Annotated in this window: 23 protein-coding genes and 1 pseudogene; 11 read left to right on the top strand and 13 right to left on the bottom strand. The window is 63.1% G+C overall.

Annotation, left to right across the window (positions count from 1 at the left end):
• The first annotated feature begins 183 nt into the window (after positions 1-183).
• Positions 184-957 (top strand): gamma-glutamyl-gamma-aminobutyrate hydrolase family protein, encoded by a 774-nt coding sequence (locus AC07FD_RS06005; protein WP_478349083.1) that lies wholly within the window; start codon positions 184-186, stop codon positions 955-957.
• Here AC07FD_RS06005 and AC07FD_RS06010 read toward each other — a convergent pair whose 3' ends face one another.
• The 5 genes from AC07FD_RS06010 to AC07FD_RS06030 form a co-directional block, all read right to left on the bottom strand.
• Complete coding sequence (locus AC07FD_RS06010) at positions 958-1,359, bottom strand: hypothetical protein (RefSeq protein WP_478349084.1); 402 nt, start codon at positions 1,357-1,359, stop codon at positions 958-960.
• A gap of 101 nt (positions 1,360-1,460) precedes the next feature.
• Positions 1,461-2,459, bottom strand: a complete 999-nt coding sequence (locus AC07FD_RS06015) for a 2-hydroxyacid dehydrogenase (protein WP_478349085.1) — start codon at positions 2,457-2,459, stop codon at positions 1,461-1,463.
• Entirely contained in the window at positions 2,456-3,478 is a 1,023-nt protein-coding gene (locus tag AC07FD_RS06020; protein ID WP_478349127.1) for a LacI family DNA-binding transcriptional regulator, read from the bottom strand. Before AC07FD_RS06020 ends, AC07FD_RS06015 begins: the two co-directional genes overlap by 4 nt.
• A gap of 124 nt (positions 3,479-3,602) precedes the next feature.
• The gene (locus AC07FD_RS06025; RefSeq protein WP_478349086.1) at positions 3,603-4,487 is read right to left on the bottom strand and encodes a DMT family transporter; all 885 of its coding nucleotides are present in this window, start codon (positions 4,485-4,487) and stop codon (positions 3,603-3,605) included.
• A gap of 200 nt (positions 4,488-4,687) precedes the next feature.
• On the bottom strand, positions 4,688-5,095 hold the full coding sequence (locus AC07FD_RS06030) for a DUF2000 family protein (protein WP_478349087.1): 408 nt from the start codon (positions 5,093-5,095) through the stop codon (positions 4,688-4,690).
• 50 nt (positions 5,096-5,145) lie between these two features.
• Between AC07FD_RS06030 and AC07FD_RS06035 the strand changes: the two genes are divergently transcribed.
• Positions 5,146-6,018 (top strand): AraC family transcriptional regulator, encoded by an 873-nt coding sequence (locus tag AC07FD_RS06035; RefSeq protein ID WP_478349088.1) that lies wholly within the window; start codon positions 5,146-5,148, stop codon positions 6,016-6,018.
• A 22-nt stretch (positions 6,019-6,040) separates the two neighbouring features.
• On the opposite strand, the gene AC07FD_RS06040 is transcribed toward AC07FD_RS06035, so the two are convergent.
• Both AC07FD_RS06040 and AC07FD_RS06045 read right to left on the bottom strand, forming a co-directional pair.
• Positions 6,041-6,511: a MarR family winged helix-turn-helix transcriptional regulator gene (locus AC07FD_RS06040; protein WP_478349089.1), complete on the bottom strand. Its 471-nt coding sequence runs from the start codon at positions 6,509-6,511 to the stop codon at positions 6,041-6,043.
• Positions 6,512-6,728: 217 nt separating this feature from the next.
• On the bottom strand, positions 6,729-7,283 hold the full coding sequence (locus tag AC07FD_RS06045) for an intradiol ring-cleavage dioxygenase (protein ID WP_478349090.1): 555 nt from the start codon (positions 7,281-7,283) through the stop codon (positions 6,729-6,731).
• Between the two features lie 389 nt (positions 7,284-7,672).
• On the opposite strand from AC07FD_RS06045, the gene AC07FD_RS06050 reads away from it, so the two are divergent.
• Together AC07FD_RS06050 and AC07FD_RS06055 are read left to right on the top strand one after the other, a co-directional pair.
• On the top strand, positions 7,673-8,734 hold the full coding sequence (locus AC07FD_RS06050) for a CobW family GTP-binding protein (RefSeq protein WP_478349091.1): 1,062 nt from the start codon (positions 7,673-7,675) through the stop codon (positions 8,732-8,734).
• A 411-nt stretch (positions 8,735-9,145) separates the two neighbouring features.
• Positions 9,146-10,120, top strand: coding sequence for a WD40 repeat domain-containing protein (locus AC07FD_RS06055; protein WP_478349092.1), 975 nt, complete (start codon positions 9,146-9,148; stop codon positions 10,118-10,120).
• Between the two features lie 152 nt (positions 10,121-10,272).
• Here AC07FD_RS06055 and AC07FD_RS06060 read toward each other — a convergent pair whose 3' ends face one another.
• Complete coding sequence (locus AC07FD_RS06060; RefSeq protein ID WP_478349093.1) at positions 10,273-10,725, bottom strand: hypothetical protein; 453 nt, start codon at positions 10,723-10,725, stop codon at positions 10,273-10,275.
• Between the two features lie 157 nt (positions 10,726-10,882).
• Here AC07FD_RS06060 and AC07FD_RS06065 point away from each other — a divergent pair, with 157 nt between their 5' ends.
• From AC07FD_RS06065 to AC07FD_RS06080, 4 genes and pseudogenes are all read left to right on the top strand, one after another.
• Positions 10,883-12,262, top strand: coding sequence for an aspartate aminotransferase family protein (locus tag AC07FD_RS06065; RefSeq protein WP_478349094.1), 1,380 nt, complete (start codon positions 10,883-10,885; stop codon positions 12,260-12,262).
• Between the two features lie 46 nt (positions 12,263-12,308).
• Positions 12,309-13,694 carry a glutamine synthetase family protein gene (locus AC07FD_RS06070; RefSeq protein ID WP_478349095.1) on the top strand — a complete coding sequence of 462 codons (1,386 nt, stop codon included), beginning with the start codon at positions 12,309-12,311 and terminating at the stop codon, positions 13,692-13,694.
• Between the two features lie 87 nt (positions 13,695-13,781).
• Positions 13,782-15,017, top strand: coding sequence for a putative DNA modification/repair radical SAM protein (locus AC07FD_RS06075; RefSeq protein WP_478349096.1), 1,236 nt, complete (start codon positions 13,782-13,784; stop codon positions 15,015-15,017).
• Positions 15,018-15,019: 2 nt separating this feature from the next.
• Positions 15,020-16,484 (top strand): annotated as a pseudogene (locus AC07FD_RS06080) (UdgX family uracil-DNA binding protein).
• 2 nt (positions 16,485-16,486) lie between these two features.
• Here the strand turns inward: AC07FD_RS06080 and AC07FD_RS06085 are convergent.
• From AC07FD_RS06085 to AC07FD_RS06100, 4 genes are all read right to left on the bottom strand, one after another.
• Complete coding sequence (locus tag AC07FD_RS06085; protein WP_478349097.1) at positions 16,487-17,761, bottom strand: glycerate kinase type-2 family protein; 1,275 nt, start codon at positions 17,759-17,761, stop codon at positions 16,487-16,489.
• A complete protein-coding gene (locus AC07FD_RS06090; protein ID WP_478349098.1) occupies positions 17,758-18,261 on the bottom strand; it encodes a heme-degrading domain-containing protein in 504 nt (167 codons plus the stop codon). The genes AC07FD_RS06085 and AC07FD_RS06090 overlap by 4 nt, the downstream gene beginning before the upstream one ends.
• 80 nt (positions 18,262-18,341) lie before the next feature.
• Positions 18,342-19,655 carry a guanine deaminase gene (guaD, locus tag AC07FD_RS06095; protein ID WP_478349099.1) on the bottom strand — a complete coding sequence of 438 codons (1,314 nt, stop codon included), beginning with the start codon at positions 19,653-19,655 and terminating at the stop codon, positions 18,342-18,344.
• A gap of 1 nt (position 19,656) precedes the next feature.
• A complete protein-coding gene (locus tag AC07FD_RS06100) occupies positions 19,657-20,874 on the bottom strand; it encodes a urate hydroxylase PuuD (protein ID WP_477393743.1) in 1,218 nt (405 codons plus the stop codon).
• Positions 20,875-21,011: 137 nt separating this feature from the next.
• Between AC07FD_RS06100 and AC07FD_RS06105 the strand changes: the two genes are divergently transcribed.
• From AC07FD_RS06105 to AC07FD_RS06115, 3 genes are all read left to right on the top strand, one after another.
• Positions 21,012-21,932: a LysR family transcriptional regulator gene (locus tag AC07FD_RS06105; protein WP_478349100.1), complete on the top strand. Its 921-nt coding sequence runs from the start codon at positions 21,012-21,014 to the stop codon at positions 21,930-21,932.
• 136 nt (positions 21,933-22,068) lie between these two features.
• The gene (locus tag AC07FD_RS06110; RefSeq protein ID WP_478349101.1) at positions 22,069-23,082 is read left to right on the top strand and encodes an LLM class flavin-dependent oxidoreductase; all 1,014 of its coding nucleotides are present in this window, start codon (positions 22,069-22,071) and stop codon (positions 23,080-23,082) included.
• On the top strand, positions 23,079-24,344 hold the full coding sequence (locus AC07FD_RS06115) for an LLM class flavin-dependent oxidoreductase (protein ID WP_478349102.1): 1,266 nt from the start codon (positions 23,079-23,081) through the stop codon (positions 24,342-24,344). The genes AC07FD_RS06110 and AC07FD_RS06115 overlap by 4 nt, the downstream gene beginning before the upstream one ends.
• A gap of 13 nt (positions 24,345-24,357) precedes the next feature.
• Here AC07FD_RS06115 and xdhC read toward each other — a convergent pair whose 3' ends face one another.
• Positions 24,358-25,248: a xanthine dehydrogenase accessory protein XdhC gene (xdhC, locus tag AC07FD_RS06120; RefSeq protein WP_478349103.1), complete on the bottom strand. Its 891-nt coding sequence runs from the start codon at positions 25,246-25,248 to the stop codon at positions 24,358-24,360.
• Positions 25,249-25,296: the final 48 nt, after the last annotated feature.

Raw genomic sequence — 25,296 nt, forward strand, 5'->3', positions numbered from 1 at the left:
CAGGCAAGAGGTCGAGTCCAGCGCGGCGGCCCGATTTGACGGCGAAGCCCAGCTGCCCTGCAACTATAGTCTAACAGGCTGTTTCGTGGCCCATGCGACAAGCGAAACTTGTCATGGAAAAATGGCGGCGGATCGCCTATTTTGGAGGCAGGACATCCTTTGCAGATGGAAAACAGAGCCAAAATGCATCAGCCGCTCGTCGCCATATCGACCGACGTACGTCAGTTCGACAACTACACCTGGCATGCCGCCCCGCAGCAATATCTGGAGGCGGCGATTGCCGGTGCCGGCGTGTTTCCGGTGCTGGTGCCATCGTTCGGCGACAGGCTCGACTTCGACGAACTTCTGTCGTCGGTCGACGGGGTCATGGTCACCGGGTCGAAATCCAATGTGCACCCCTCGCTCTATGGCGGCGATGCCAGCGAGGCCAATGGCCCCTACGACCCGGCGCGCGACGCCACCACGCTGCCGCTGATTCGCAGGGCGATAGAGCGCGGCGTACCGCTGCTCGCCATCTGCCGCGGTATCCAGGAAATGAACGTGGCGCTCGGTGGCACGCTGGGCACCGAGATCCAGGAGCGCGAGGGTTCGTTCGACCACCGCGCGCCGGTGAGCGACAATCAGGATGAGCGCTTCGCCATCCACCAGACCATTTCGATCAAGCCGGGCAGCTGCCTGGCCGGCGCGTTCGGCGCTGGAGACATCAAGGTCAATTCGTTGCACCGCCAGGCGATCGACCGGCTGGGCTCGAAACTGCAGATCGAGGCGGTCGCCGGTGACGGCACGGTCGAGGCGGTTTCGGTGCGCGACTCCCGCGCCTTCGCCGTCGGCGTGCAATGGCATCCGGAATACTGGGTCAACTCGGATAGCAACTCGGTCAAGATTTTCCGTGCCTTCGGCGATGCCGTGCGGCTGCACGCCGTGGCGAAAGCCGGTGCGCGCGCCGCTGCGGAATAATCAGTTCCTCAAATCACCTGTCGCCGCCAGTGACAGCAATGGCGCGGCCGGCGCATAGGATTCATAGCCGTCACCGTCAGCAACCGCGAAGGTGACGATCGGATCGACGCCATTGGCGCTGAAGGCGACCGTGCCGTCCTGTTGCTGGCGCCAGAACTTTGCCCGCTCGATACCGGGCAAGAGCCGGCGGCAGTTCGGCCCCATCGTCAACAGCGACAGGTCATCCGAAACCGACGCACCGCGCGTGACCGCGCAGTCGCCTTGGTCGCCATTGGCCACCAGCCTGTAGCTGTTGGATGGCGCGACCGCATCGGCGGTACTGTCACCGCCGCCGTCGTGAAGCAGATGAAAGCTCCCAAACAGCGCGGCGGCAGCTGTCACGAGGGAAAGCGTTTTTATCATTCTTCATCCTCGAACACGGACAGGATGAAGAATGATTTCAGATGGTTAAGCGGACGTTAATAAGTGTGGCAACCTGCCGCCTGTCCGGACGGAAAGGCGCTTCACGCTTTTCCTGGAATAGCTTTGGCCTTCACATTCACAGTCTCCGGCACCGGCGTCAGCGGACGACGTTCTGCGAACCAGGAGACCAGATTGTCGACGCACAGATCCGCCATTGCGCGCCGTGTATGGTCCGAGGCCGAGCCGACATGCGGCAACAGCGATGTGTTCGGTGCGTCGAGCAGCGCCTTGGGCACGTTTGGCTCGTCGGCAAAGACATCGAGCCCTGCGGCGGCGATGGTGCCATTGGCAAGCGCTGCCGCAAGCGCTGTCTCGTCGACCGTGCTGCCGCGGCCGACGTTGACGAAGACGCCGTTGGCGCCGAGCGCCGACAGGATTTCGGCATTGACCGCCTTCTCCGTCGAGGCGCCGCCGGGCGCCACCGAAATCAGCGTGTCGACCGCTTCGGCGAGGCCCTTCAATGTCGGGTGGTACTGGTAGCTCAAGCCTTCGACCCGGCGCCGATTGTGATAGGCGACCGACAGGCCAAAAGCTTCCAGCCGCCGGGCAACCGCCTGGCCGATGCGGCCCATGCCGAAAATACCGACCTTGCGGCCACGCAAGGTCAGCCGGCTCAGCGGATAGTTGCCCTTGCGCAGCCAGCTGCCGTCACGCAGCCAGGTCTCGGCGCGCGGCAGGTCGCGGATGGTGTTGATCAGCAGCCCGATCGTGGCGTCGGCAACCTCTTCGGTCAACACGTCGGGCGTGTTGGTGACCATGATGTTTTTGGCGGCCGCATGGCCGACATCAACCGAATCATAGCCGACGCCGAAGGACGCGATGAGTTCGAGATTGGGCAATGCATCCATCATCGCCGCATTGATGCCGGCGAACGAGGCAATGCCACGCACGTTGCTGCGCATTTCTTCGGTGACCAGCGCCGGATCGGCTCGTTCGATCCTGACCGGGTTGAAGGTGTTGTCGATGCGCTTGACCGCATGATCGTTGAAGTCGCCCGGCACCAGAATGGCGACGGTCTGCAATTGTTCGGCCTTGGTCATGAACGCTCCACCGGCTTGCCGGTCGACTGGCGCACATGCAGTTCCGGCTTGATCAGTTCCTGCGACGGCCGCACCGTCTGCCCGTTCAACTTGTCCAGCAGCGCGCTGGCGGCGCGGCGTCCAACCTCGCGCTGGCCGTTCCAGACGGTGGTCAGCGCCGGCGTCGCAATTGCCGCCTCTTCGAGATCGTCATAGCCGGTGACCGAGATGTCGACGCCCGGCACCAGGCCGGCACGCGCAATGCCATTCATCAGGCCGATGGCGACAAGGTCGTTCCAGCAGCAGGCGGCCGTCGGCTTGTCCTTCAGCGCCAGGAACTGCCCGGCGGCCTCGAAGCCGGCCTGCTTGGTGCGCGGGCCGGCGATGCGCCAGGACGGCCTGACCTCAAGCCCTGCCGCCTCCATGGCGTTGACATAGCCCTGGTAGCGATCGCGGCCGGTCGAGGTCTGGTCGGTGCCGCCGATCATGGCAATGCGCTTGTGGCCGAGCGAGATCAGATGGTTGGTGGCGAGCCCGGTGCCATAGGCATCGTCGCCGCGAAAGACCGGCACATCGGCACCCTCGACCGTGCGTGCGATCAGCACTGCCGGCAGGCCGTTCTCCTCGGCCATCAGGATGTCGGAAGCCGGCGTGCCGATGGCCGGCGACATGATGACGCCGTCGGCGCCCAGCTGCAGCAGCGTATCGATGAAGGTACGCTGCTTCTCGAGCTGGTCATAATGGTTGGACAGGATGAAGGTCTGGCGGCTGCGGTCGAGTTCGCTTTCGATCGAGCGCAGGATCTCGGCGAAGAACGGGTTCATGATGTCGTGGACGACGACCCCGACAATGCCCGAACGCGAGGTGCGCAGGCTGGCGGCGCGCCGGTTGTAGATATAGCCGATGGCGCGGGCATGTTCCTTGATGCGGTCGCGGGTGGTGCCGGCGACCAGCGGACTGTCGCGCAGCGCCAGTGACACCGTGGCCGTGGAGACGCCGAGCGCATCCGCGATCGTCGAAAGCTTGATTTTCTGTGCCAGCGACCTGTGCTCCCCGACCGGCTTCAGTCCTTATGCACGTCGTTGTCCCGAAACTGGTTCCCACTTTTGGGCGACATGCATTAAACAGTTTAAAGGCGGCGTTATGCCATCGATCGGCAGTAAATCAAAGTTTTTTTGCCAACGCCTCCGCTTCGACATCGGAGGCCGCGCGGCTCTGCAGCCGAAGCCGATGCTCGCGATGAACGATGTAGAGGCCGCTGGCGACGATGATGGCGGCGCCGACCAGTGTCCAACGGTCGGGAAACTGCTTGAAGACGATCCAGCCGGAAATGATCATCCACACCATCTGCGAATAGGGATAGGGCGCCAATGCGGTGGTCGTCGCAAGCCGGTAGGCCTGGACCAGCAACCAGTGGCCTACGCCGCCGAACACACCAAGCATGAGCAGGACGAACCAGTGCCAGCCATCATGCGGCAGGGAAAACGAAAACGGCAGCAGGGGCAAAAGCAGCACCGCCGGCGCCAGTGCCGAAAACAGGATCAGGCTTTCCGACGTCTCGGTCGCCGACATGCGGCGCGTCATGATGACGTAGAAGCAGTTCGACAGCATCGAGCCGAGCGCGAAGATATGCCCGATGCCGAAAACGCCGACACCTGGCCGGGTGATGATCAGAACCCCGGCGAAGGCGGCCAGGATCGCCAGCCAGCGCCGCCAGCCGGCCCATTCGCCAAGCAGCGGGCCGGCAAGTGCAGTGATCACCATCGGCCCGAAGAAATAGATCGAGGTGGTTTCGGCCAGTTGCAGGGAGCGTAGCGCCAGGATGTTGAACATGGTCGATCCGAACAGGAACAGACCACGCAGAACATGGGCCGGCAGGTTGACCGGGCGAAACCGTACCGGTTGGCGCCAGCTGCGCAAAAGCGTGCCGACCAGCACCACATGCACGGCAAAGCGCACCCAGGCGACGATCAGTACTGATACCCCGGCCAGGACGAGATATTTGCTGCTGGTGTCGAGGAATGTGAAGAAGATGTAGGTGGAAAGCATGCAGAGAATCGCCACCGGGGGCGTTGCGCTTTCTGGATGTCTTTGGGGAGCACTCACTTGCAGGCCGGATGGGAAGCTTGGCTGGAGCCCACCTTTGCGGGAAATGCCGCTTGCCGGCAAGCCAATTGTCGGCTGCCACCACGCCAAAGCCGGCTGGCACAACAACAGCGCCCGGCAGGCTTAGTTCTAGCTTTCGGGAACTAAGGGTGCATGCGGGCGCCCCTGGTGATCTTGTCGACCACCTTCTTCTCGGCGCGAAGCGCGATACCGACCACCCTGGCGTCTTCAGGTGCGAAATCGGCGAAGACCGCACGGTTGGCCGTGTCGTGGCCGGTCGCGAACATCTCCTCGACATAGAGCGAGGTCGTCACGCCACGCTCCAGCGTGCGCCGGTGGATTGTGCCCAGCGTCGCCTGGTCGGCCGACAACACGATGACCGGCTGGATCGACAGCGGATTGTAGAGATTGCCGGCGCGGTCGCGGTAGGGTTCGCCGATGATGTCCGGGAATTGGGCGACGATGCCGCTGGTCAAGAAGGCGGTGACGTTGAGTTTCTGCCAGACCGGCAGATCCTGCCTGAGCACGATTGCAAATTTCGTGTCGAACATGAGACATTGACCATTCGAGCTTGTGCCCCAATACGAGGCTGAAGGAGAAGATGTCGCACGATCTAAACAGCCAGGCCTTCGAGGGTCTTGGACGTTTGTGCGTTGACGCGGCGGAGAACTGCATCATCTTCGCCTCCGACCCTGCTGGCATGGAGCGGATCGAGGCGCGGTTCCACGGCAGCGCCTTCGACCTGCATCGGCACGACACCTTTGCGATCGGGGTGACGCTGCACGGCGTACAGCGGTTTCGCTACCTCGGCGCGACGCGCCACAGCCTGCCTGGCCAGATCATCGTGCTGCATCCCGACGAATTGCATGACGGTGGTGCCGGCACCGAGGACGGATTGCGCTACAGGATGCTCTATCTGGAGCCGTCGCTGATGCTCGACTGCCGTGGCGGCGCGTCTTTGCCCTTTGTCAGGGACGGCGTGCTGACGGACGACAGCTTCTGCACGACGCTGCTTTCGGCGCTGGGGCCGCTGGAGGAGGAACTCGACGAGCTGTTCGTTGCCGACTTCCTCACCCAGCTGATGCAAAGCCTGACCCGGCATGCCGGCCAGCCGGCGAAGCCGATTGCCAGGACGGCATGGCGAGCAGCTACGCTGGCGCGCGACTATCTCGCGGAAAACTTCGGCCGCCCGGTGCGTTCAGGCGAACTGGAGGCGATCACCGGGCTCGACCGCTATGCCCTGTCACGGCATTTCCGGGCCGCCTTCTGCACCAGCCCGCATCGCTTCTTGGTGATGCGCCGGCTTCAGAGCGCGCGGCGGATGATTGCCGCCGGCGAGCCCTTGGCGCAGATCGCCATCGAGACCGGCTTCAGCGACCAAAGCCATTTTATCAGGCAATTCAAGAAGGCGTTCGGCATGACGCCGGGGCGCTGGTCATCGCTGATCCAAGGCGCTGCAACGGAGGCGGCTTGATTGTTGCGCCGGGACCAGGCGATCAGTCGTCCGTCTCGGCGTCGTCGTCGATCAACACCAATTCCTCGTTCGAGAGGTTGGCCTCGATACGGGCAAGCAGCTTGAACAGTGCCTTCTGGTCCTTCTTGTCGAGGCCCTTCAGCGCCTGCTTTTCGGTCTTCTTCACCGATTTCTCGATGGCGTGGATGATGTCGCGGCCCGTGTCGGTGAGGAAAATATGGGCCTGGCGAGCATCGGCTGAGGAGGCGCGCTTTTCCAGAAAGCCCTGCGCCTGCAGGCGGTTGATGGTCTTGGTGATGGTCGGCGGGCGCACGCCGAGGCGTCCAGCAAGATTGCCCGGCGTCTGGCCGTCTTCACGGTCGAGCGTCAGCATGATCTGATCCTGGCCGGCATAGAAGCCGTGTGCCAGAAGCCGCGCCGCGAGCGCGGTTCTTGCCAGCCTTGCCGCCGAATGCAGCCGGCTCATTGTTGCAGTCTTGTCCGCCTTAGCCATGGTCATCCCTCTTCGGCCGTACCGGTGCGGTCAGCATAGACGCAGCCGGCCGGTTGGCAATCGACGATCAAAAAGAGTCCGGCGCTCCAAACAGCTTTGCCGGCAAGCATTGAGGTGTCCGCCGTGGCTAATGCCAGATGTTTATTTCAGTTAGATGACAAACGACTTTTCGCGAGCGGAGTTTTCGCCGCGGACCATATGCGTGAGGAAATGTCGCTCAGCCGGGCTTCACCGCCACGATCATCAGCGCCTGATAGGCATCCTCCACCTCGTGCAGTGCGGCCCGCGACAGCGGTCCGGCCTGCCTGGCGATGCCGTCGCCGGCGTTCGAGGTGTCACGCTTGCCGGGCCTGTCGTTGTATGGCGCGACAGAGGTGAAGATCTGGTCGCTGACGCTGTCGGGGAAGAACAACTGCCCGGTCATCACCGAATTCTCGTCAGGGAAGACCTTGAAATGGATATGGGTGGTGCGGCCGTGATACCAGCCGGGATAGATGGTGGCGAAGGAAACGATGCCGCTTGCATGGGTCTTCTGCCAGCCACGCAGGAACGTCTGGCCCGACGTGTCGACATCACGGCCGTCACCTTGTCCCGGGTAGCCCGAATAGGCACCTTGCGCGTCGCAATGCCAGATGTCGACGCGGGCGCCGGCAAGCGGGCGACAGGCAGCGTCGACGACCTGCAGCCGTACGGTGAGGGCAACGCCCTTTTTGCCTTCGGTGACATCGGCACGTTCGAGTTTCGGGTCGAAATAGAACGGCCCTTCGGTCACCTCGGGCGTGATTGGCGCAAACGCCGGCGCCGGATTGGAACAAGGTCAGCCCGGCATAGGACCAGGACTGGGCGGCGGAAGACTGGGCGGCGATTGCCGCGGCCGGCAGGAAGGCACCACCGCCGGCGGTCACCGCGATCAAGCCGAGCGCCTTGCGCCGGCTCAATGAGAAGGAGAATGGCTTGCCGGACATATCGTGCCTCTTTAATTGGCTTGCCGTGTGCTGATCCAGGCCTGTGACGGCGGCTCCCGCCAATGAAAATTCGGCAATGCCGGCAAGCCAGTTTGGCCCATCGGTTTGCCTCGTGCAAAAACCCGGCACACGTCCTATATGGAGCCGACAATCCCTTTTCGAGGCCTTTCAAGGCCCAGATTTTTCGAGGCAAGTCATGAGCGACGCACAGACGCAGATCCCCGTAACCGTTCTCACTGGCTATCTCGGCGCCGGCAAGACGACGCTGCTCAACCGTATCCTGTCGGAAAACCACGGCAAGCGCTACGCCGTCATCGTCAATGAGTTCGGCGAAATCGGCATCGACAACGAACTGATCGTCGAATCCGACGAGGAAATCTACGAGATGAACAATGGCTGCGTCTGCTGCACGGTGCGCGGCGACCTGATCCGCGTCGTCGAAGGCCTGATGCGCCGGCCCGGCCGTTTCGACGCCATCGTGGTCGAGACCACCGGCCTCGCCGATCCGGTGCCGGTGGCGCAGACCTTCTTCATGGACGACGATGTGCGCTCCAAGACCAGGCTCGACGCGGTGGTGGCGCTGGTCGATGCCAAGCATCTGCCGCTGCGGCTCAAGGATTCCAGGGAAGCCGAGGACCAGATCGCCTTCGCCGACGTCGTCGTGCTCAACAAGACCGACCTCGTCACCCCGGAGGAACTCGCCAAGGTCGAAGCGACGATCCGCGCCATCAATCCGGCGGCGAAGATCCATCGCACGACTCGCGCCGGCGTCGCCTTGTCGGAAGTGCTCGACCGTGGCGCCTTCGACCTTTCAAGGGCGCTGGAAAACGATCCGCATTTCCTCGAGGCGCAGGACGATCACGACCATCACGACCACGACCACGACCACGACCATCATGATCATGACCATAACGGGCATGACCACCACCATCACGCGCATCCTTCCGACATCCATGACGTGACGGTGCAATCGGTGTCGCTGCGCGGCGGCGAGATGGATCCGAAGAAGTTCTTCCCATGGATCGAGAAGGTCACCCAGATGGAAGGCCCCAACATCCTGCGGCTGAAAGGCATTATCGCGCTCAAGGGCGATGACGAGCGCTATGTCATCCAGGGCGTGCACATGATCATCGAGGGTGACCACCAGCGCGCCTGGAAGGACGGCGAGAAACATGAGAGCCGGCTGGTGTTCATCGGCCGCGAGCTCGACGCCGAGCGGCTGAAGAAGAGCTTTGAGGCTTGCCAAGCGGCAGCTTGACGCCCGCCAAGGTAGTATGGGAAAGGGGCTATCGGTCTGAAGGCTGATAGTTCACCCTCTCTTAGCAAACTGCACGCCGGATGCCCGGCAAATCCGATGACAAAACGAGTGCGCAGGTCCAACTTGTGCGCGAATTTCGCGACCGAGATAGACTACTACCCCTACGTTATCCAACTTTTTTCGAGAGAAAGACGACGCTTCTTTCGTCTTGGTGACATTGCTCCCGCGCTGGCCAGGTCTGGCGAAAACATCGTGGTTTCCTGGGGTTCCCTCGATGGCGATGACGATCGGCGAATCGTTAACTTCGTCGACATCTCGGACTTTTGGACGAGGTTCTATGTCGTCATGCATGAAGCCTATCTGGAAACCTACTCACCTCTGTTCGCCAAAAGCAGGAAATTGAACTAGCCCATGCCCACCGTCGCCCCGCTTGATCTCGAAGGCCATTGCGTCGCCGCCGTCTTCCTCGGCGACGTGCCGCATTTCGCGCTGGCCGATGGTGCCGTCCATCGGCTCGACCATGGCCACAAGACAATTCAAGCCAATGACGGGCTGCTCGCCGCCTTCCACGATGCGGCCAATGACCGGCTGATCACCGGCGGCGAGGATGGCAAGATTTTTTCTGTCACCGCGGGCGGCAGCTTCCAGGAACTGGCGAGAGCCGGGAAAAAATGGATCACCAGCGTCGCCGCCGGACCGCAGGGCGCCATCGCCTATGCCTCAGGCAAGAACGCCTTCGTGCGTTTCGCCGACGGCAAGACCAGGGAATTTGCCCATCCGCGTTCGGTCGAGGGGTTGGCGTTCTCGCCCAAGGGCATGCGCTTTGGTGTTGCCCGCTACAATGGCGCGACGCTGCATTTCCCGGCCACCGAAGGCAAGCCGGCGGAGCTCGAATGGGCCGGCGCCCATACTGGCATCACCTTCTCGCCCGACGGTGCGTTCCTAGTCACCACGATGCAGGAGAACGCCCTGCACGGCTGGAAGCTTGCCGACGGCAAACACATGCGCATGAGCGGCTATCCCGGCAAGGTCAAAAGCCTGTCATGGAGCACGAAAGGCAAGTGGCTGGCGAGTTCCGGTGCACCGGCGGCGATCGTCTGGCCGTTTTCAGGCAAGGACGGCCCGATGGGCAAGGCGCCCCTGGAACTCGGCACGCGTGGCAACGCCATGGTGACGGCGGTCGCCTGCCACCCGAGCCAGGATGTCGTCGCCGTCGGCTATGATGACGGCATGGTGATGGCGGTACGTTTTTCCGATGCCAAGGAAGTGCTGTTGCGGCGACCGGGCAAGGGAGCCATCACCTCGATGATGTGGGACAAGGAAGAGCGCCGCGTCGCCTTCGGCAGCGCGGCCGGCGATTGCGGCGTCATCGACATCACGGCGTAAGGTGTGCTGAAATTCAGGTGAGGCCGGCCTGCAAACGACAGCTCTCTGCGCTTCCGGTGCTCACGGACCCGAACGTCCGCTCCGCTCCGGTTCTCGAGAGCCATCATTTTCGGCTCGGCCTGACCTGAATCTCAACACACCCTGGTCTGGGATCACTCGGCGCCGCAGGAAACCTTGCCGGTCAGATCGGTGGTCTTGCCATCGCCGTCCTTGTCGGCGGTGCTGTCATAGACGGCAAGCGTGTACTGCCCGTCATAGACACCTTCATCGCTGGCCTTGGTCAGGATCGTCAGTTCGACGGAACTGAAGGTCTGGGCCACCTCGTGCTCATGATAGATGTTCAGCCGCAGATCCTTGTCGTCGAGCCAGTACTGGGTGAGGTTGGCATCCTCGAACACGGTCTTGCGCAGATGGTCGTCAGCGGACCTTGCCTTGATTTCGAGGTCGCCGCGAAAGTTGAAAGTCGGGCCGCCCATGCCTCTGGTGACACCGGCGCCGACCTCGAATGCTACCGCCGCATCGTCAACGTTGCACCAGATGCCACCTGAGGCGCAGGCCATATTGGCCGACAAAAGCAGCCCCGTCGCGCAAATGATCGTCCGCATTTTTCCCCCCCGCACCCACAATTGCCCCTCATTGGCGCTGGTTTCGCCAGCAGCGTCAAGCGTTGCCACCAGCGGCTGAGCCAATGCAGGATAGACGCGCGGCCAATTGCGGTCGCGGACATGGATTGGCTATGAGAGACGACCAGAGGGGGTTTTCATGCATAGCGGCAGTTCAAGGACGTCCATCGGCGGCATCGATCGCGATCGCATTGCCGACCTGCGCGAGATCGAGGCGGCAGCGTTCCGCAAGGCGCGGCCGCAATCACGGGCGAAGGTCGGTAATGGCCTGCCCGGCTTCTTCGGCGGCGTGCCGATGCACTGGATGAACGACTGGCCGACGCCGTTTCCGATCCTGGTCGACAGAGCCAGGGGCGCCACCATCACCGATATCGACGGTATCAGGCTCGACGATTTCTGTCTGGGCGACACCGGCTCGATGTTCGGCCATTCGCCACCGCCGGTGGCGCGCGCCATTCGCCGCCAGGCCGGGCGGGGCCTGACCTATATGCTGCCCTCCGAAGACGCACTCGCCATCGGCCCGCTGCTGCAGCAGCATTTCGGCCTGCCGTTCTGGCAGATCGCGACAACGGCGACCGATGCCAACCGCTTTGCGTTGCGGGTCGCCCGCGCCGTTACCGGGCGCGAAAAGATCCTGGTCTTCAACGGCTGCTATCACGGCTCCGTCGACGAGACGATGGTGCGACTGGTGGATGGTGTTCCGATCAACCGGCCGGGACTGGCGGGGGAATTCCGCGACCTGACCCGCACGGCGAAGGTGATCGAATTCAACGATGTCGCCGCACTGGAGGCAGCGCTTGGGGACAAGGATGTCGCCTGCGTCATCGCCGAGCCGGTACTGACCAATTCCTGCATGGTGCTGGCCGATCCGGGCTTCCATGACGCGTTGCGCAGGTTGACGCGCGAAGCCGGTACGCTGCTGCTGATCGACGAGACGCACACCATCTCGACAGGCCTGGGCGGTTACACCAGGAAATACGGGCTGGACCCGGACTTCTTCGTGCTGGGCAAGCCGATCGCCGGCGGTGTGCCGGCCAGTGTGTGGGGCATGAGCGACGGTGTCGCCTCGCGCTATGCGGCCTACAACAGGGAGAAGGAGCCGGGTTATTCCGGCATGGGCACGACGCTCTCAGCCAATCCGCTGCAGTTTGCGGCGATGCGCGCCACGCTCGAAGAGGTGATGACCGAAGACAATTATGCCCGCATGGACGATCTGGCGCGGCGGCTCGACTCCGGGCTGACCGGCGTGATCGACCGCTACCGCCTGCCCTGGCATGTTGCCCGCGTCGGCGCCCGCGTCGAGTTCATCTGCGCGCCCGGCCCGCTGCGGAATGGCGGCGAGGCCGAGACGGCGCATGCGCAGGAACTGGAAGCCGCCATCCATGTCGCGCTGGTCAATCGCGGCGTGCTGATCGCGCCCTTCCACAACATGATGCTGATCTCGCCGGCGACCACCGGTGCCCAGGTCAACCGGCTGATCACCGCCTTCGGCGCGGTTGCGGCGAAACTTGCGGCATGAGACAAGCGGCTAACACATGGGCGCGCCAAGCAAAGCCGGACAGATCATGACCTCACCTTCGGGCTCGACGCCCACCGAGGCGCAAGCCTTTCTCGACGCTCATCCCGAAATCGAAGCCTTCGATATCGTGCTGACCGACGCCAATGGAGTCGGCCGCGGCAAGATCGTGCGCCGGCATGAGCTGAAAAGCATCTTCGAGGGCGGCCGGCACATGCCGATCTCGATCCTCGGCCTCGACATCACCGGCGAGGATGTGCACGAAACCGGGCTGATCTGGACGACCGGTGACGGCGATCTCAGGGCCTGGCCAATCCCCGGCACGCTGGTGCCGCTCTACGGCACAAACCCGCCGCGCGGCCAGCTGCTGATGGCGATGTATCACCTCGACGGCCAGCCGATGTCGTCGGACCCGCGCCTGGCGCTGGCCCGGCAAGTGGAGATCCTGGCCGCCAAGGGTCTTTATCCCGCCGGCGCCTTCGAGCTGGAATTTTTTCTCCTGGCCAACGAGCGCGACGCCGACGGCAAGGTGCAGCCGGCGCGCGCCGTGCTCGACGGCCGCGTCTCGGGCAAGACGGAAGTCTATTCCGTCGATCACCTGCACGGCATGGAGCCGCTGTTTTCCGACATCTATGCGGCGGCCAAGGCACAAGGCATTCCGGCCGAGACGGTGATTTCCGAATATGCGCCTGGCCAGTACGAATTGACGCTGAATTACCGCAAGGACGTGATGCGGGCGGCCGACGACCTGGTCATGCTGAAGCGGCTGGTGCGGGCACAGGCGCGCCGCCATGGCGTTACCGCCTGTTTCATGGCCAAGCCGATCGAGAAATATGCCGGCTCTGGCATGCATTTCCACGTCTCGCTGCAGGACAAGACCGGCCGAAACGTCTTTGCCGAAGCCGGCGGCGAGAGCTGGTCGCTGCCGCTGTTGCGTGGCCTCGGCGGCCTGATCCAGACGATGGCGGAATCGATGCTGGTGTTTGCGCCGCACGCCAATTCCTGGCGGCGCTTCGTCTCGCAATCCTATGCCCCGGTGGCGCCGACCTGGGGCGTCAACAACCGTTCGGTGGCACTGCGCGTGCCGGCCGGCGACGCGAAGAACCGGCGCATCGAGCATCGGCCATCGGGCGTCGACGCCAACCCCTATCTGATCGCCGCGACCGTGCTGGCCGGCATCATCAAAGGTCTCGACGAAGGTCTCGACCCCGGCCCGGAAACCACCGGCAACGGCTATGAGGCAGCGGTGACGCGCACGACGATGCCAGTCGACTGGCGCGCCGCCATCGAGGCCGCGCGGGCATCCAGCTTCCTGAAAAGCGCGCTCGGCGAAGACCTGCACCGCACCTTCGTGGCGATCAAGCAATCCGAGTATCTGCGCGTGGCGCGCACGGTGAGCGAACTGGATTATCACCTCTACCTGCACGAGGTCTGAGAGCCTTGCGATCAGGCGGCGATCACTTTTTCGCCGCCTCCATCAAATGAGGTGGCGCGCCCGCCTTCAAGAACATATCATGAACAAATGAGCGCACTCACCGTCCGTGAAAAGCTAGCGATCCTGTCCGATGCCGCCAAGTACGACGCCTCCTGCGCCTCATCCGGCGCGGCGAAACAGGATTCACTGAAATCCGGCGGCATCGGCTCCACCGAAGGCATGGGCATCTGCCATTCCTATGCGCCGGATGGGCGCTGCATTTCACTGCTGAAAATCCTGCTGACCAATTTCTGCATCTACGATTGCAGCTACTGCATCAACCGCTCGTCGTCGAATGTGCGGCGCGCCCGTTTCACCATCGACGAGGTGGTGAAGCTGACCATGGATTTCTACCGGCGCAACTACATCGAGGGCCTTTTCCTGTCCTCAGGCGTCATCCGCTCGCCCGACGAGACGATGGGCGAGATGGTCGAGGTGGCGCGACGGCTGCGACTGGAAGAGAAATTTTCAGGCTATATCCATCTTAAAACCATTCCGGAAAGTTCGGCGGAACTGGTCGAAAAGGCCGGCCTCTATGCCGACCGGCTGTCGATCAATGTCGAACTGCCCACCGACGAAGGGGTGAAGAGACTGGCGCCGGAAAAGAAGCCGGAAACGATCCGGCTTTCCATGGCCAGGCTGCGCCAGAAGATGGAGGAAAAGGCCGAGCCGACGCTGAGGACCAAAAAGCGCGAACGCTTCGCTCCGGGTGGGCAGTCGACGCAGATGATCGTCGGCGCCGACAGCACCACCGATGACGGCATCCTTCATACCAGCGCGCGGCTCTATGGCAGTTACCATCTGCGGCGCGTCTATTATTCCGCGTTCAGCCCGATCCCGGATTCGTCGTCGTCCCTGCCCTTGCAGAAACCGCCGCTGGTGCGCGAACACCGGCTCTACCAAGCCGACTGGCTGATGCGGTTTTACGGATTTTCGCAGCCGGAGATCCTGGCCGGCAGCAGCGACGGCATGCTCGACCTCGCCATCGATCCGAAACTGGCCTGGGCGCTGCGCAACCGCGGACGGTTCCCCGTCGATATCAACCGCGCTGATCGAGAGGCATTGTTGCGCGTGCCCGGTCTCGGCACCAAGGTGATCGCCAAAATTCTGGAGACCCGACGTCACCGGCGGCTGCGGCTGGAAGATATCGGCCGTCTCTGCCAGTCGATCGCCAAGCTCAGGCCATTCATCGTCGCTGAAGGCTGGTCGCCGGGCGCGCTCACCGACAAAGCCGGTTTGCGCGGCAAGATCGTGCGTTCCTGCGAACAACTGTCCCTGTTTTGACCATGCGACCGGCACAGCTCGATCTTGCCAGATATACGGTGCGGCTCGACGCGGAGACCGACTTTTCCGGCTGGCGCGACGCGGCACGCCGGCTGGCCCTGAATGAAGTCGGGCCCGATGACATAAGCTGGCATGTCGAGCCGGGCTCCAATCAAACCGAATTGCCGGACGTGCCTGCGGGCGTGCAGCTGGTGGTGCCGCGTGACTTCGTCGAGCATGCCGAAATCGCCTTCTGCCATTCAGACCCCGGCAGGTTCGCTTTTCTCTACCGGTTGCTCTGGCGGCTGCGCACAGAGCCGAAGCTGCTGTCGATTGCATCGGATCCAGACATCAGTCGTCTCGAAACCATGGAGAAGGCGGTGCGGCGCGACATCCACAAGATGCGCGCCTTCGTACGCTTCCGGAAGATCGGCGACGGTGACGAGGAGCGCTATGTCGCCTGGTTCGAGCCGGATCATTTCATCGTCGAACGAAACGCGGCTTTCTTCGTCAGGCGCTTCACCGGTATGCGCTGGACCATTTTGACGCCGCATGCCTCCGCCGACTGGGATGGCGACAGGCTGGCGATCGGGCCTGGTGCGGCCAAACGCGATGCGCCGGCGCAGGACGATACCGAAGCCCTGTGGCGCACCTATTTCGAGAACATCTTCAACCCGGCGCGGCTGAAGGTGAAAGCCATGCAGAAGGAGATGCCGAAGAAATATTGGAGGAACCTTCCCGAGGCCTCGCTCATTCCAGAACTGATCTCGGGAGCGGACAAGGCCGCCAAGGACATGATTGCCAGAATGCCGACGACACCCGCGCCGCACCACGCCAGGCTGCAGGCCAAGCATTGGTCGAAGAATGAGCCGGCTGAGGCCCTGGAAGATCAGGCCGCCAACACCATTTCCGAATTGCGAGAGGCAGCGAAAGGTTGCCGGCGCTGCCCGCTTTGGCGCGACGCCACGCAAACCGTGTTCGGCGAAGGGCCTGACGGCGCCAAGGTGATCTTCGTCGGCGAACAGCCCGGCGACCAGGAGGATCTGGCCGGCAAACCTTTTCGTCGGCCCGGCGGGCAAGGTGTTCGATGCCATCCTCGACGACGCGGGGGTTGACCGCCAGAAGGTCTACGTCACCAATGCAGTCAAGCACTTCAAGTTCGAGCCGCGCGGCAAGCGACGCATCCATTCCAAACCGAATGCCGGCGAGGTTCAGGCCTGCCGCTGGTGGATCGACAAGGAGTTCGAGCTGATCAAGCCGAATCTGGCCGTGGCACTCGGCGCAACGGCGGGCTTGTCGCTGCTGGGCAAGGCGATCCCGGTGACAAAAATGCGCGGCCAGGTGATCGAACGCGAGGACGGCTTGCGTGTCTTCATCACCATCCACCCCTCCTTTATCCTGCGCATCCAAGAGCCCGCGGACAAGGAAGCTGAACGCCAGCGGTTCCTGCGAGACATGAAGCAGGTGAAGCGGCTGATGGCCGCTTGAGGTTACCGGATCAGAATTGCCCGCAGGTCGTTGACATTCGTGCCAGTCGGGCCGGGTACGAATAGATCGCCTATCGCATTGAAGGCCGTCCAGGCATTGTTGCCCGCAAGCATCGCCTTGGCGTCGACGCCCGCCGCCCTCATGCGCGACACGGTCGAACTATCGGTGAAAGCGCCGGCATTGTCTTCCGAACCGTCGATGCCGTCGGTGTCGGCGGCGAGCGCGTGGATGCCGTCCACGCCGTTGATGCCGATGGCGAAGGCGAGCAGGAATTCCGAGTTGCGGCCGCCCTTGCCCCTTATGCCATTAATGGGGGCGCGGAGCGTCACCGTGGTTTCGCCGCCGGACAGGATCAGCACTGGCTTTGCGAACGGCCGGTTGCGCGTCGCCACTTCGCGCGCGATGGCCGCATGGACGCCGCCGACCTCACGCGCCTCGCCTTCGATGGCATCGGAAAGGATGACGGCTTCGACGCCTTGCCGTTTAGCTTCAGCCGCCGCTGTTTCGAGCGAGACGCCGGCCGACGCGATCAGATGCACCTCGTTGCGTAAAAAGCGTGGATCATCGGGGTTTGGGGCATCGGCGGCAGGCGTGCTGATATGAGCCATCACCGCAGCCGGCAGTTTCATCCCATAGGCTGCGATCGACGCCAGCGCGTCTTGACGGCTGCCGGTATCCGGCACGGTCGGACCGGAGGCAACCAGGGCAGGATTGTCGCCGGGAATGTCGGAAACGACCAGGGACACCACCTTGGCCGGCCAGGCGGCGGCAGCCAGCCGTCCACCCTTGATGGTGGAAAGATGCTTGCGGATGGTGTTCATCGCCGCGATCGGCGCACCAGACGCGAGCAGCGCCTCGTTGACGGCAATCTCGTCGGCCAGCGTCAGGTTGCCGGCGGGCGATGGCAAGAGTGCCGAGCCACCGCCGGAAATCAGCGCCACGACCAGATCATCCGCTGTCAGCCCTCGGACCTTGGCGAGCAGGCGTTGCGAGGCTTCCAGGCCCGCGGCGTCCGGCACCGGATGCGCCGCCTCGATGATCTCGATGCGCTCGCATGTCGCGCCATAGCCGTAGCGGGTGACGACCAGCCCGTCGATCGGCCCGTCCCAGACCTTCTCGAAGGCCGCCGCCATCTGCGCGGAGCCTTTTCCCGCGCCAATGACGATGGTGCGGCCCTTGGGCTTGGCCGGCAAATGATCCCGGATGGTTCGCTCCGGATCGGCGGCGGCGACGGCGGCGTTGAAGATGGAGGTGAGGAAGGTCTTGGGGTCGCTCATTTTTCTTCCGGGGGCAGTGCCAGACCGCGCTTGTCGATGCCCAAATGATCGCAAAGTGCCTCGACGACGACGCCGTGATCCTGGCGCTCCGGCAGGCCGGAAACGGCGATCACACCGATGACGCCGGCGCCCTTGACCGTGACCGGGAAACCACCTCCGGCCAGCACATAATCAGCAATATCCAGCCCTTCGCCGATCTTGAAGGTGCGATCGGGGCGCTGTTGTTCCAGCACCATGCGGTAGGTGCTTTTCAGGAACCGCTTGACGACATTGATCTTGCGCCGCGCCCAGTCGGGATTGGAGGCGTTCGAACCTGGCATCGCGGCATAGAACAGTGGGCGGTCGAAAGTCCTGATGTCGACGATAACAGGCAGGTTCTCGGCCAAGGCTCGATCACGGATGGCCGAGCCGATCTTGAAGGCCACGGCCTCATCGAAGGCGGGAAAGACAAGAACGTCTTCCTGTCTCTTGATCAGAGCGATGTCTTCGGCAACGGCCATGTCGTTCCCCTATCAACTTCGCCGCACGCTTTGACCGATGGCTGCCGCCGGGTCAAGCAAGGAAACACATCGGAGGGTGCCTAAATCGCCATGTCGGATTTGGCGGCCCGCCCGGCCACATAGACCTCGCGCACGGCGCGATCGTCGCCCAGCGTCTGCAAGAGAAACAATTCCTGTGCCAGCGTCTCGACCGTTTCCATCCTGAGCCGCATCGCCGGTGTAGCCCTGGCATCGAGTACGATGATGTCGGCGTCGCTGCCTTCATCCAGCGTGCCGATCTTTTCCGCCACCGACAGCGCCTCGGCATTGCCGCGCGTCATCTGCCAGAAGGACTGGAAGGGATTGAGCTTCTCACCGTTCAGCGCGATCACCTTGTAGCCTTCGTCCATGGTGCGCAGCATGGAATAGTTGGTGCCGCCGCCGACATCGGTGGCGGCGGCGATCCTGACCGGCTTGCCGCGGCGGCGAAAACGCTGATAGTCGAACAGGCCGGAGCCGAGGAACAGGTTCGAGGTCGGGCAGAACACCGCCACCGAGCCGCTGTCCGACAGCGCATCCGCCTCACGGTCCGACAGATGGATGCAATGGCCGAACAAGCTCTTTTTCCCCAACAGCCCATAGTGCTCGTAGACGTCGGTGTAGTCGCGCGACCACGGATAGAGTTCCTGGGTGAAGGCGATTTCGGCGTGGTTTTCCGACAGATGCGTCTGCATGTGCAGGTCGGGGTACTCCCGGCACAGCGCGCCGGCCATCTCCATCTGTTCCGGTGACGAGGTGATGGCGAAGCGCGGTGTGATCGCATAGTGCTGGCGGCCCTTGCCGTGCCATTGCGCGATCAGGGCCTTGCTGTCGTCGTAGCCGGATTGCGGCGTGTCGAGCACGCCGTCGGGTGCATTGCGGTCCATCATCACCTTGCCGGCGATGTTGAGCATGTTGCGGTCATGCGATTCGGCAAAGAAGGCCTCGGCTGACGCCTTGTGCACCGAGCAGTAGGCGGCCACCGTCGTGGTGCCGTGGCGCACCATCTCTTCGAGGAACAGCCGTGCGATGCGGCGGCCATGCTGCGCGTTGGCGAATTTCGTCTCCTCCGGGAAGGTGTAGGTGTTCAACCAGTCGAGCAGTTCGGCGCCATAGGAGGCGATGATCTGCATCTGCGGGAAATGCACATGCGCGTCTATGAAGCCCGGCAGCAGCAGATTCGGCCGATGGTCGATTTTTTTCGCTGCTTCGCCTGCCTGTTTCTCGACGTCTGCATAGGCACCGGCGGCGACGATCCGGCCGCCGCGGATCAGCAGGCCACCATCCTCCTCGTAGCGCCAGGCGGAATGGTCGTCGATCGTTTGCGGCCAGCGCACGAAGGACAGCGTGCGGCCGCGCAGAAGTGTCGAGGTCATGCTATTTCCCTGCGCCTTCGAACCAGGCCACCAGCAGCGCCCGTTCCTTGTCGGTAATCTGCGAAACGTTTGCCGGCGGCATGGCGTGGCTGCGGCCAGCCTGTAGATAGATCTCGCGGGCATGGTTGGCGATGTCGGCGTCGGTGTCGAGCATCACCCCCTTTGGCGCGTGATAGATACCCTCATAGACCGGCTCCGCCGCGTGGCACATCGAGCAGCGGCCGAGCACGGTATCGCGCACGGCCGGGAAATGCGCTGATGCGACATAGACCTGCGCCGCTGCCGATTCTTTCGGTTCGCCGGTCAGCACCTTCGGCGCGGTCGACAGCCAGATGATGATGATGAACAGGACAACGGCTCCCAGCCAGGTCCAGGTCGGGTTGCCCTTGCGCGCATGGACGCTGTTGAAATAGTGCCGGATCAGCACGCCGATGATGAACACCAGCGAGGCGATGACCCAGTTGAACTGCGTGCCGAACGCCAGCGGATAGTGGTTCGACAGCATCAGGAACAGCACAGGCAGCGTCAAGTAGTTGTTGTGCAACGAGCGCTGCTTGGCGATCTTGCCGTATTTCGGATCGGGCTTGCGGCCGGCAATGAGGTCGGCAACGACGATCTTCTGGTTGGGGATGATGACCATGAAGACGTTGGCCGACATGATCGTCGCGGTGATGGCGCCCAGATGCAGGAAGGCGGCGCGTCCGGTGAACAGATGGGTGAGCCCCCAGGCGATGAACACCAGCACGCAGTAGAGCACCAGCATCAGGCCGGTGTCGCTTTTTCCCAACGGCGAACGGCACAGCAGGTCGTAGACCACCCAGCCGACGCCGATCGTCGCCAGCGACAGCAAGATGCCGACCGGCACCGACATTGGCAACACATTGGGATCGATCAGGAACAGATCGGCTCCGGCATAATAGACCACGCACAGCATCGCAAAACCGGACAGCCAGGTGGCGTAGGATTCCCATTTGAACCAGGTCAGGTGCTCAGGCATTTCGGCCGGCGCCACCAGATATTTCTGGATGTGGTAGAAGCCGCCGCCATGCACCTGCCATTCCTCGCCGAAGGCGCCGACAGGCATGCCAGGACGCTGCCGCAGGCCGAGGTCGAGCGCCACGAAGTAGAAAGACGAACCGATCCAGGCGATCCCGGTGATGACATGCAGCCAACGCACGGCGAAGCTCAGCCAGTCCCAGAAAATCGCGAAATCCATCATTGAAGTCGTCCCTGCCGATGACGCGACTTTACGGTGTCGCGCGCAAACGGAAAGAGGCGAGGTGCGCGATGACTTTCAAAAAAAAATGGAAAATACTAGGGTTGCTAGACGCAGCTGGATGAGAGCCACGAAACCGCATGGCCTATCTCGACAACATCGCCGTCTTCGTTCGCGTCGTCGAGCTCGGCAATCTGTCGGCGGCAGGCCGCGACATGCGCATTTCGCCGGCGGTCGCCTCCAACCGCATCAAGGAGCTGGAGAAGCATCTGGGCGTGCGGCTGTTCAACCGCACCACACGGCAATTGATGCCGACCGAGCATGGCACGGTTTTCTATTCGGGCGCCAAGCAGGTGCTGGAGGCGATCACCGAAGCGGAAGCCGCCGTTTCGGCACTGTCCGGACAACCGCGCGGCACCATCCGCGTGACGGCACCGCTCGGCCTCGGCCGCCGGCTGGTGGCCTCTGGCATCCCCGATTTCCATGACAAGTACCCCGACATCGAAGTGCGGCTGAGGCTCTCGGACCACAATGTCGATATCATGAAGGAAGGCATCGACGTCGCCTTCCGGCTCGGCATCATCGAGGATTCCAGCCTCAGGATGCGGGGCATCATGGAATGCGAACGCGTACTGGTGGCAGCGCCGAAATATCTGGAAGCGCGCGGCGAACCCGTTGAGCCACAGGAACTGATCGGCAAGAAGCACGACTGCCTGATGCTGCGCTATTCCGGCGCGCGCGAGTATGTGTGGACGTTGCAGACCCCCACCGGCCCGCAGAAATTCGAGGTGCACGGGCCCTACGACACCGACGATGGCGACGTGCTAACCGGCTGGGCGCTGTCCGGCCGCGGCATCATCAACAAGCCGCGCTTCGAGGTCGAGCCGTTCATCCGCGACCGGCGGCTGAAGGTGATCCTGAGCAACACGCCGCCGACGCCGGTGCAGTTCGCCGCCGTCTATCCGCACAAGAAGCTGCAAGACCCCAAGGTGCGGCTGCTGCTCGACTTCATGGCCGAGCGCTGCCAACGGCTGATCAAAGATCTTCTCGCTGGCAAGTAATGGCTGGCAAGCAAGGGCTGGCTAGCAAGTGATGGCTGGCTGGCAAGTGACCGGCCGTTGGCCCAGCGCCGGCGGTTGCCATCGCTGGACGTGACGAACATAGTTCCGATGGTATTTCGCCTTGCAGGGACCATCGATGGACAACGGCGCCATAATGCATCTTGCCGTTTCACCGCTTCCGGGAACCTCCGAGCCATCGCCAGGAGCCGAGCCGGACTTCAGCCTTCTGGCGCGGTTTGTCCAAAGGGCGGAAGCGGCCGGTCTGGACATGGTGATTTTCGCCGATTCCGCGCCGGCTTCCGGCAGCGATGCCGCGACGATGCCCTTCGAAGCGACGACCTTGGTAGCCGCGCTGGCGACGGTGACAAGTAGGATCGGGCTGGTCGCGGCGGCCTCGACTGTTGCCCACCAGCCCTACAATCTGGCGCGCCGTTTTGCTTCGCTCGACATCATCAGCCATGGCCGCGCCGGCTGGAACGCGATCATGGCGCAGGCCCCGCGTGAGGCAGCCAATTTCAGCCGGCCGGAGGGGTTTTCCGGCGATGATTTTCGCCGCCGCAGCGAGGAATATATCGGCATCGTTCAGGGCTTGTGGCAAGGCTGGGACGAGGACGCGCTCAGGTTCGACAAGATCAGCGGCCGCTTCCACGATCCCGAAAAGATGCACCTGCTCGACCACAAGGGCGAATTCTTTTCGGTGCGCGGGCCGCTGAACGTCGCGCGCTCGCCACAGGATATGCCGGTGCTGGTGCTGTCCGGCCTGTCGGTATCAGACATGGATATTGCCGCCCGCACCGCCGATGTCGTCCTGCTGGAGGACGAACCGATCGAGAGCGCGAAAACCCGCAATGACGATCTGAAGCGCCGCGTCGCCGCCTGCGCACGCGACCCGGATGTCGTGAAGGTGCTGATGAATGTCTCGCACGTCATTGATGAAAAGCCTGCCGTCACCGCCGACAGGCTTGAAGACCTGTTCCGGGGGAAAAGCTGCGACGGGTTCAACATGCTGATGCCGGCGCAGCTTTCGGCACTGGACAATTTTGTCGGTCTGGTTTTGCCGGCGCTCCGGCGGCGCGGCCTGTTTCGAGAAAGCTATCGCGGGACAAATTTGCGCTCGCATCTTGGGATCGCCGGCGGAGGTGATCGATGACCGCTGCTTCCCGCCAGATGAAGCTTGGCGCCTTCTTGTGGGCGACAGGCCATCATATCGCCGCCTGGCGCCATCCCAAGGCACATGTGACGGCGGGCATCGACATCGACCATTACATCCAGGTGGCGCGCACCGCGGAGGCGGCGAAGTTCGACATGGTCTTCTGCGAGGACGCCGCCGGCCTGCGCGAAGCCAATGTCGCGATCGCCAGCCAGACCTCGCGCTCGATCGGCTTCGAGCCGATCAGCCTTCTGTCGGCGCTGGCCGTCCAGACCAGCCGCATCGGCCTCGTCTCCACCGCGTCGACAAGCTACAACGAGCCCTACGGGCTGGCGCGGACCTTCCTGTCGCTCGACCATCTGAGCGGCGGTCGGGCCGGCTGGAATCTGGTCACTTCGGCCAGTCCCATCGAGGCCGCCAATTTCGGTTCGACCGGCTTGCGGCCGCATGCCGATCGCTACGAGCGGGCGCGTGAGTTCGCTGATGTGGTCACCGGACTTTGGCGCGGCAATCCAGATGGGGCTCCCGGTCACGATGGCCAGAGCTTTTCGATGAGGGATCCGCTCGACCTGCCGCGTTCGCCGCAGGGCGCACCGGTGCTGGTTCAGGCCGGCGCCTCGGATGTCGGCCGCGACCTTGCCGCCCGCACCGCCGATGTGGTGTTCACGGCAGCGCAGACCATCGAGGAAGCGAAGGCCTTCTACGACGATCTCAAGGGGCGCCTGGCGGCCTATGGGCGCGAGCCTGACGACATCAAGATCATGCCCGGCGTCGCACCCGTAGTGGCTGAAACTGCGGCGCAAGCCCAGGAAAAATATGAGGAACTGCAAGAGCTGATCCCTGACGATGTCGGCGTTGCACTGCTGTCCAGCTACCTCAGCATCGCCGATCTGTGGCGCTATCCGATCGATGGGCCGCTGCCCGAGCTGCCGCCCAGCGAAGGCATGCAGAGCCGGCAAGCGCTGGTCATCGAGCAGTCGCGCCGCGACAACCTCTCCATCCGCCAGCTGGCGCGGCATTTCGCCGGCGCCCGCGGCCATTGGCGCATCGTCGGAACGGCGGCCGAGATGGCCGACGAGCTGCAGGCGCGGTTCGAGGGAGGTGCTGCCGACGGCTTCAACGTCATGCCCTCATTTTTCCCCGGCGAACTCGATGCCTTTGCCACACTGGTCGTGCCGGAACTGCAGCGGCGTGGCCTTTTCCGCAAGGATTATGAAGGCCGCACGCTGCGCGACCATCTGGGCTTGAAGCGGCCGATATAGCTGTGATGTAAAGTCAGCCGGCTAACACCTTGTCACGCGGGACCTGACGCCCGGCGTTTGACGCTGCGCTGTGAATGACCATCGCGGTCATGATTTCTGCGGCCGCGAGTGCGGCGATGACAGGCGGGCGCTTGTCCTTGACGGCATCGCCGCCGATCGGCGAGACGAGGCGGGCAAACTCGGCCTCGCTGCCGTCCGCCGATTTCAGGAACCAGTTCTTGAACGTCGCTTTCTTGGTCTTCGAGCCGATCATGCCGACATAGGCGGTATCGTTGCGCTTCAGCGCTTCGGCGACGATCAGGAAATCCAGCGCGTGGTCGTGGGTGAGGATGGCGAAAGCGGTGCCGGCCGGAGCAGCGCGCACCATCGCTTCGGGCATCGGCGTCAACCGGGTCTCGACGGTTTCCGGCATGCCTTCGAGCGCCTCGGCCCGCGTCTCGATGACGACGGCGTGCACCGGGAGAAGGGCCACCGCGGAGGCCAGCGCCTGGCCGACATGGCCGCCGCCGAAGATATAGACATAGGGCAGGTGTGCCTCTTCGGTCTCAGCCGATGCAACCAGCTCGGCTGCCAGCCCTGCGTCGACGAGCCGGATCAACACTTCGACGCGCCCGCCGCAGCATTGGCCGATCTCGGGGCCGAGCGGCACGTCTAGGGTCGCGCAGACCTCGTCGACCTCGATGCGGGCATCCCTTGAGGGGGAGACAAGCATCTGCCGCGCCTTGTCGATTGCCATGTATTCGAGCTGGCCGCCGCCGATCGTGCCGAAGATCGCCGCCTGCGAGACGAGCATGAAGGCGCCCTTCTCGCGTGGCGTCGAGCCTTTGGTGCCCGCCACTTCGACCAGGGCGACCCGGCCGGCGGTGCTGAGAAAGGCTTTCAGACTTTGCACTTTCGAGTTCATTTCTCACGTTCCCGAATGGGAAATGTAGGCTTTTTCGGCCTGAATTGC

The organism is Mesorhizobium waitakense (genome assembly GCF_056431085.1).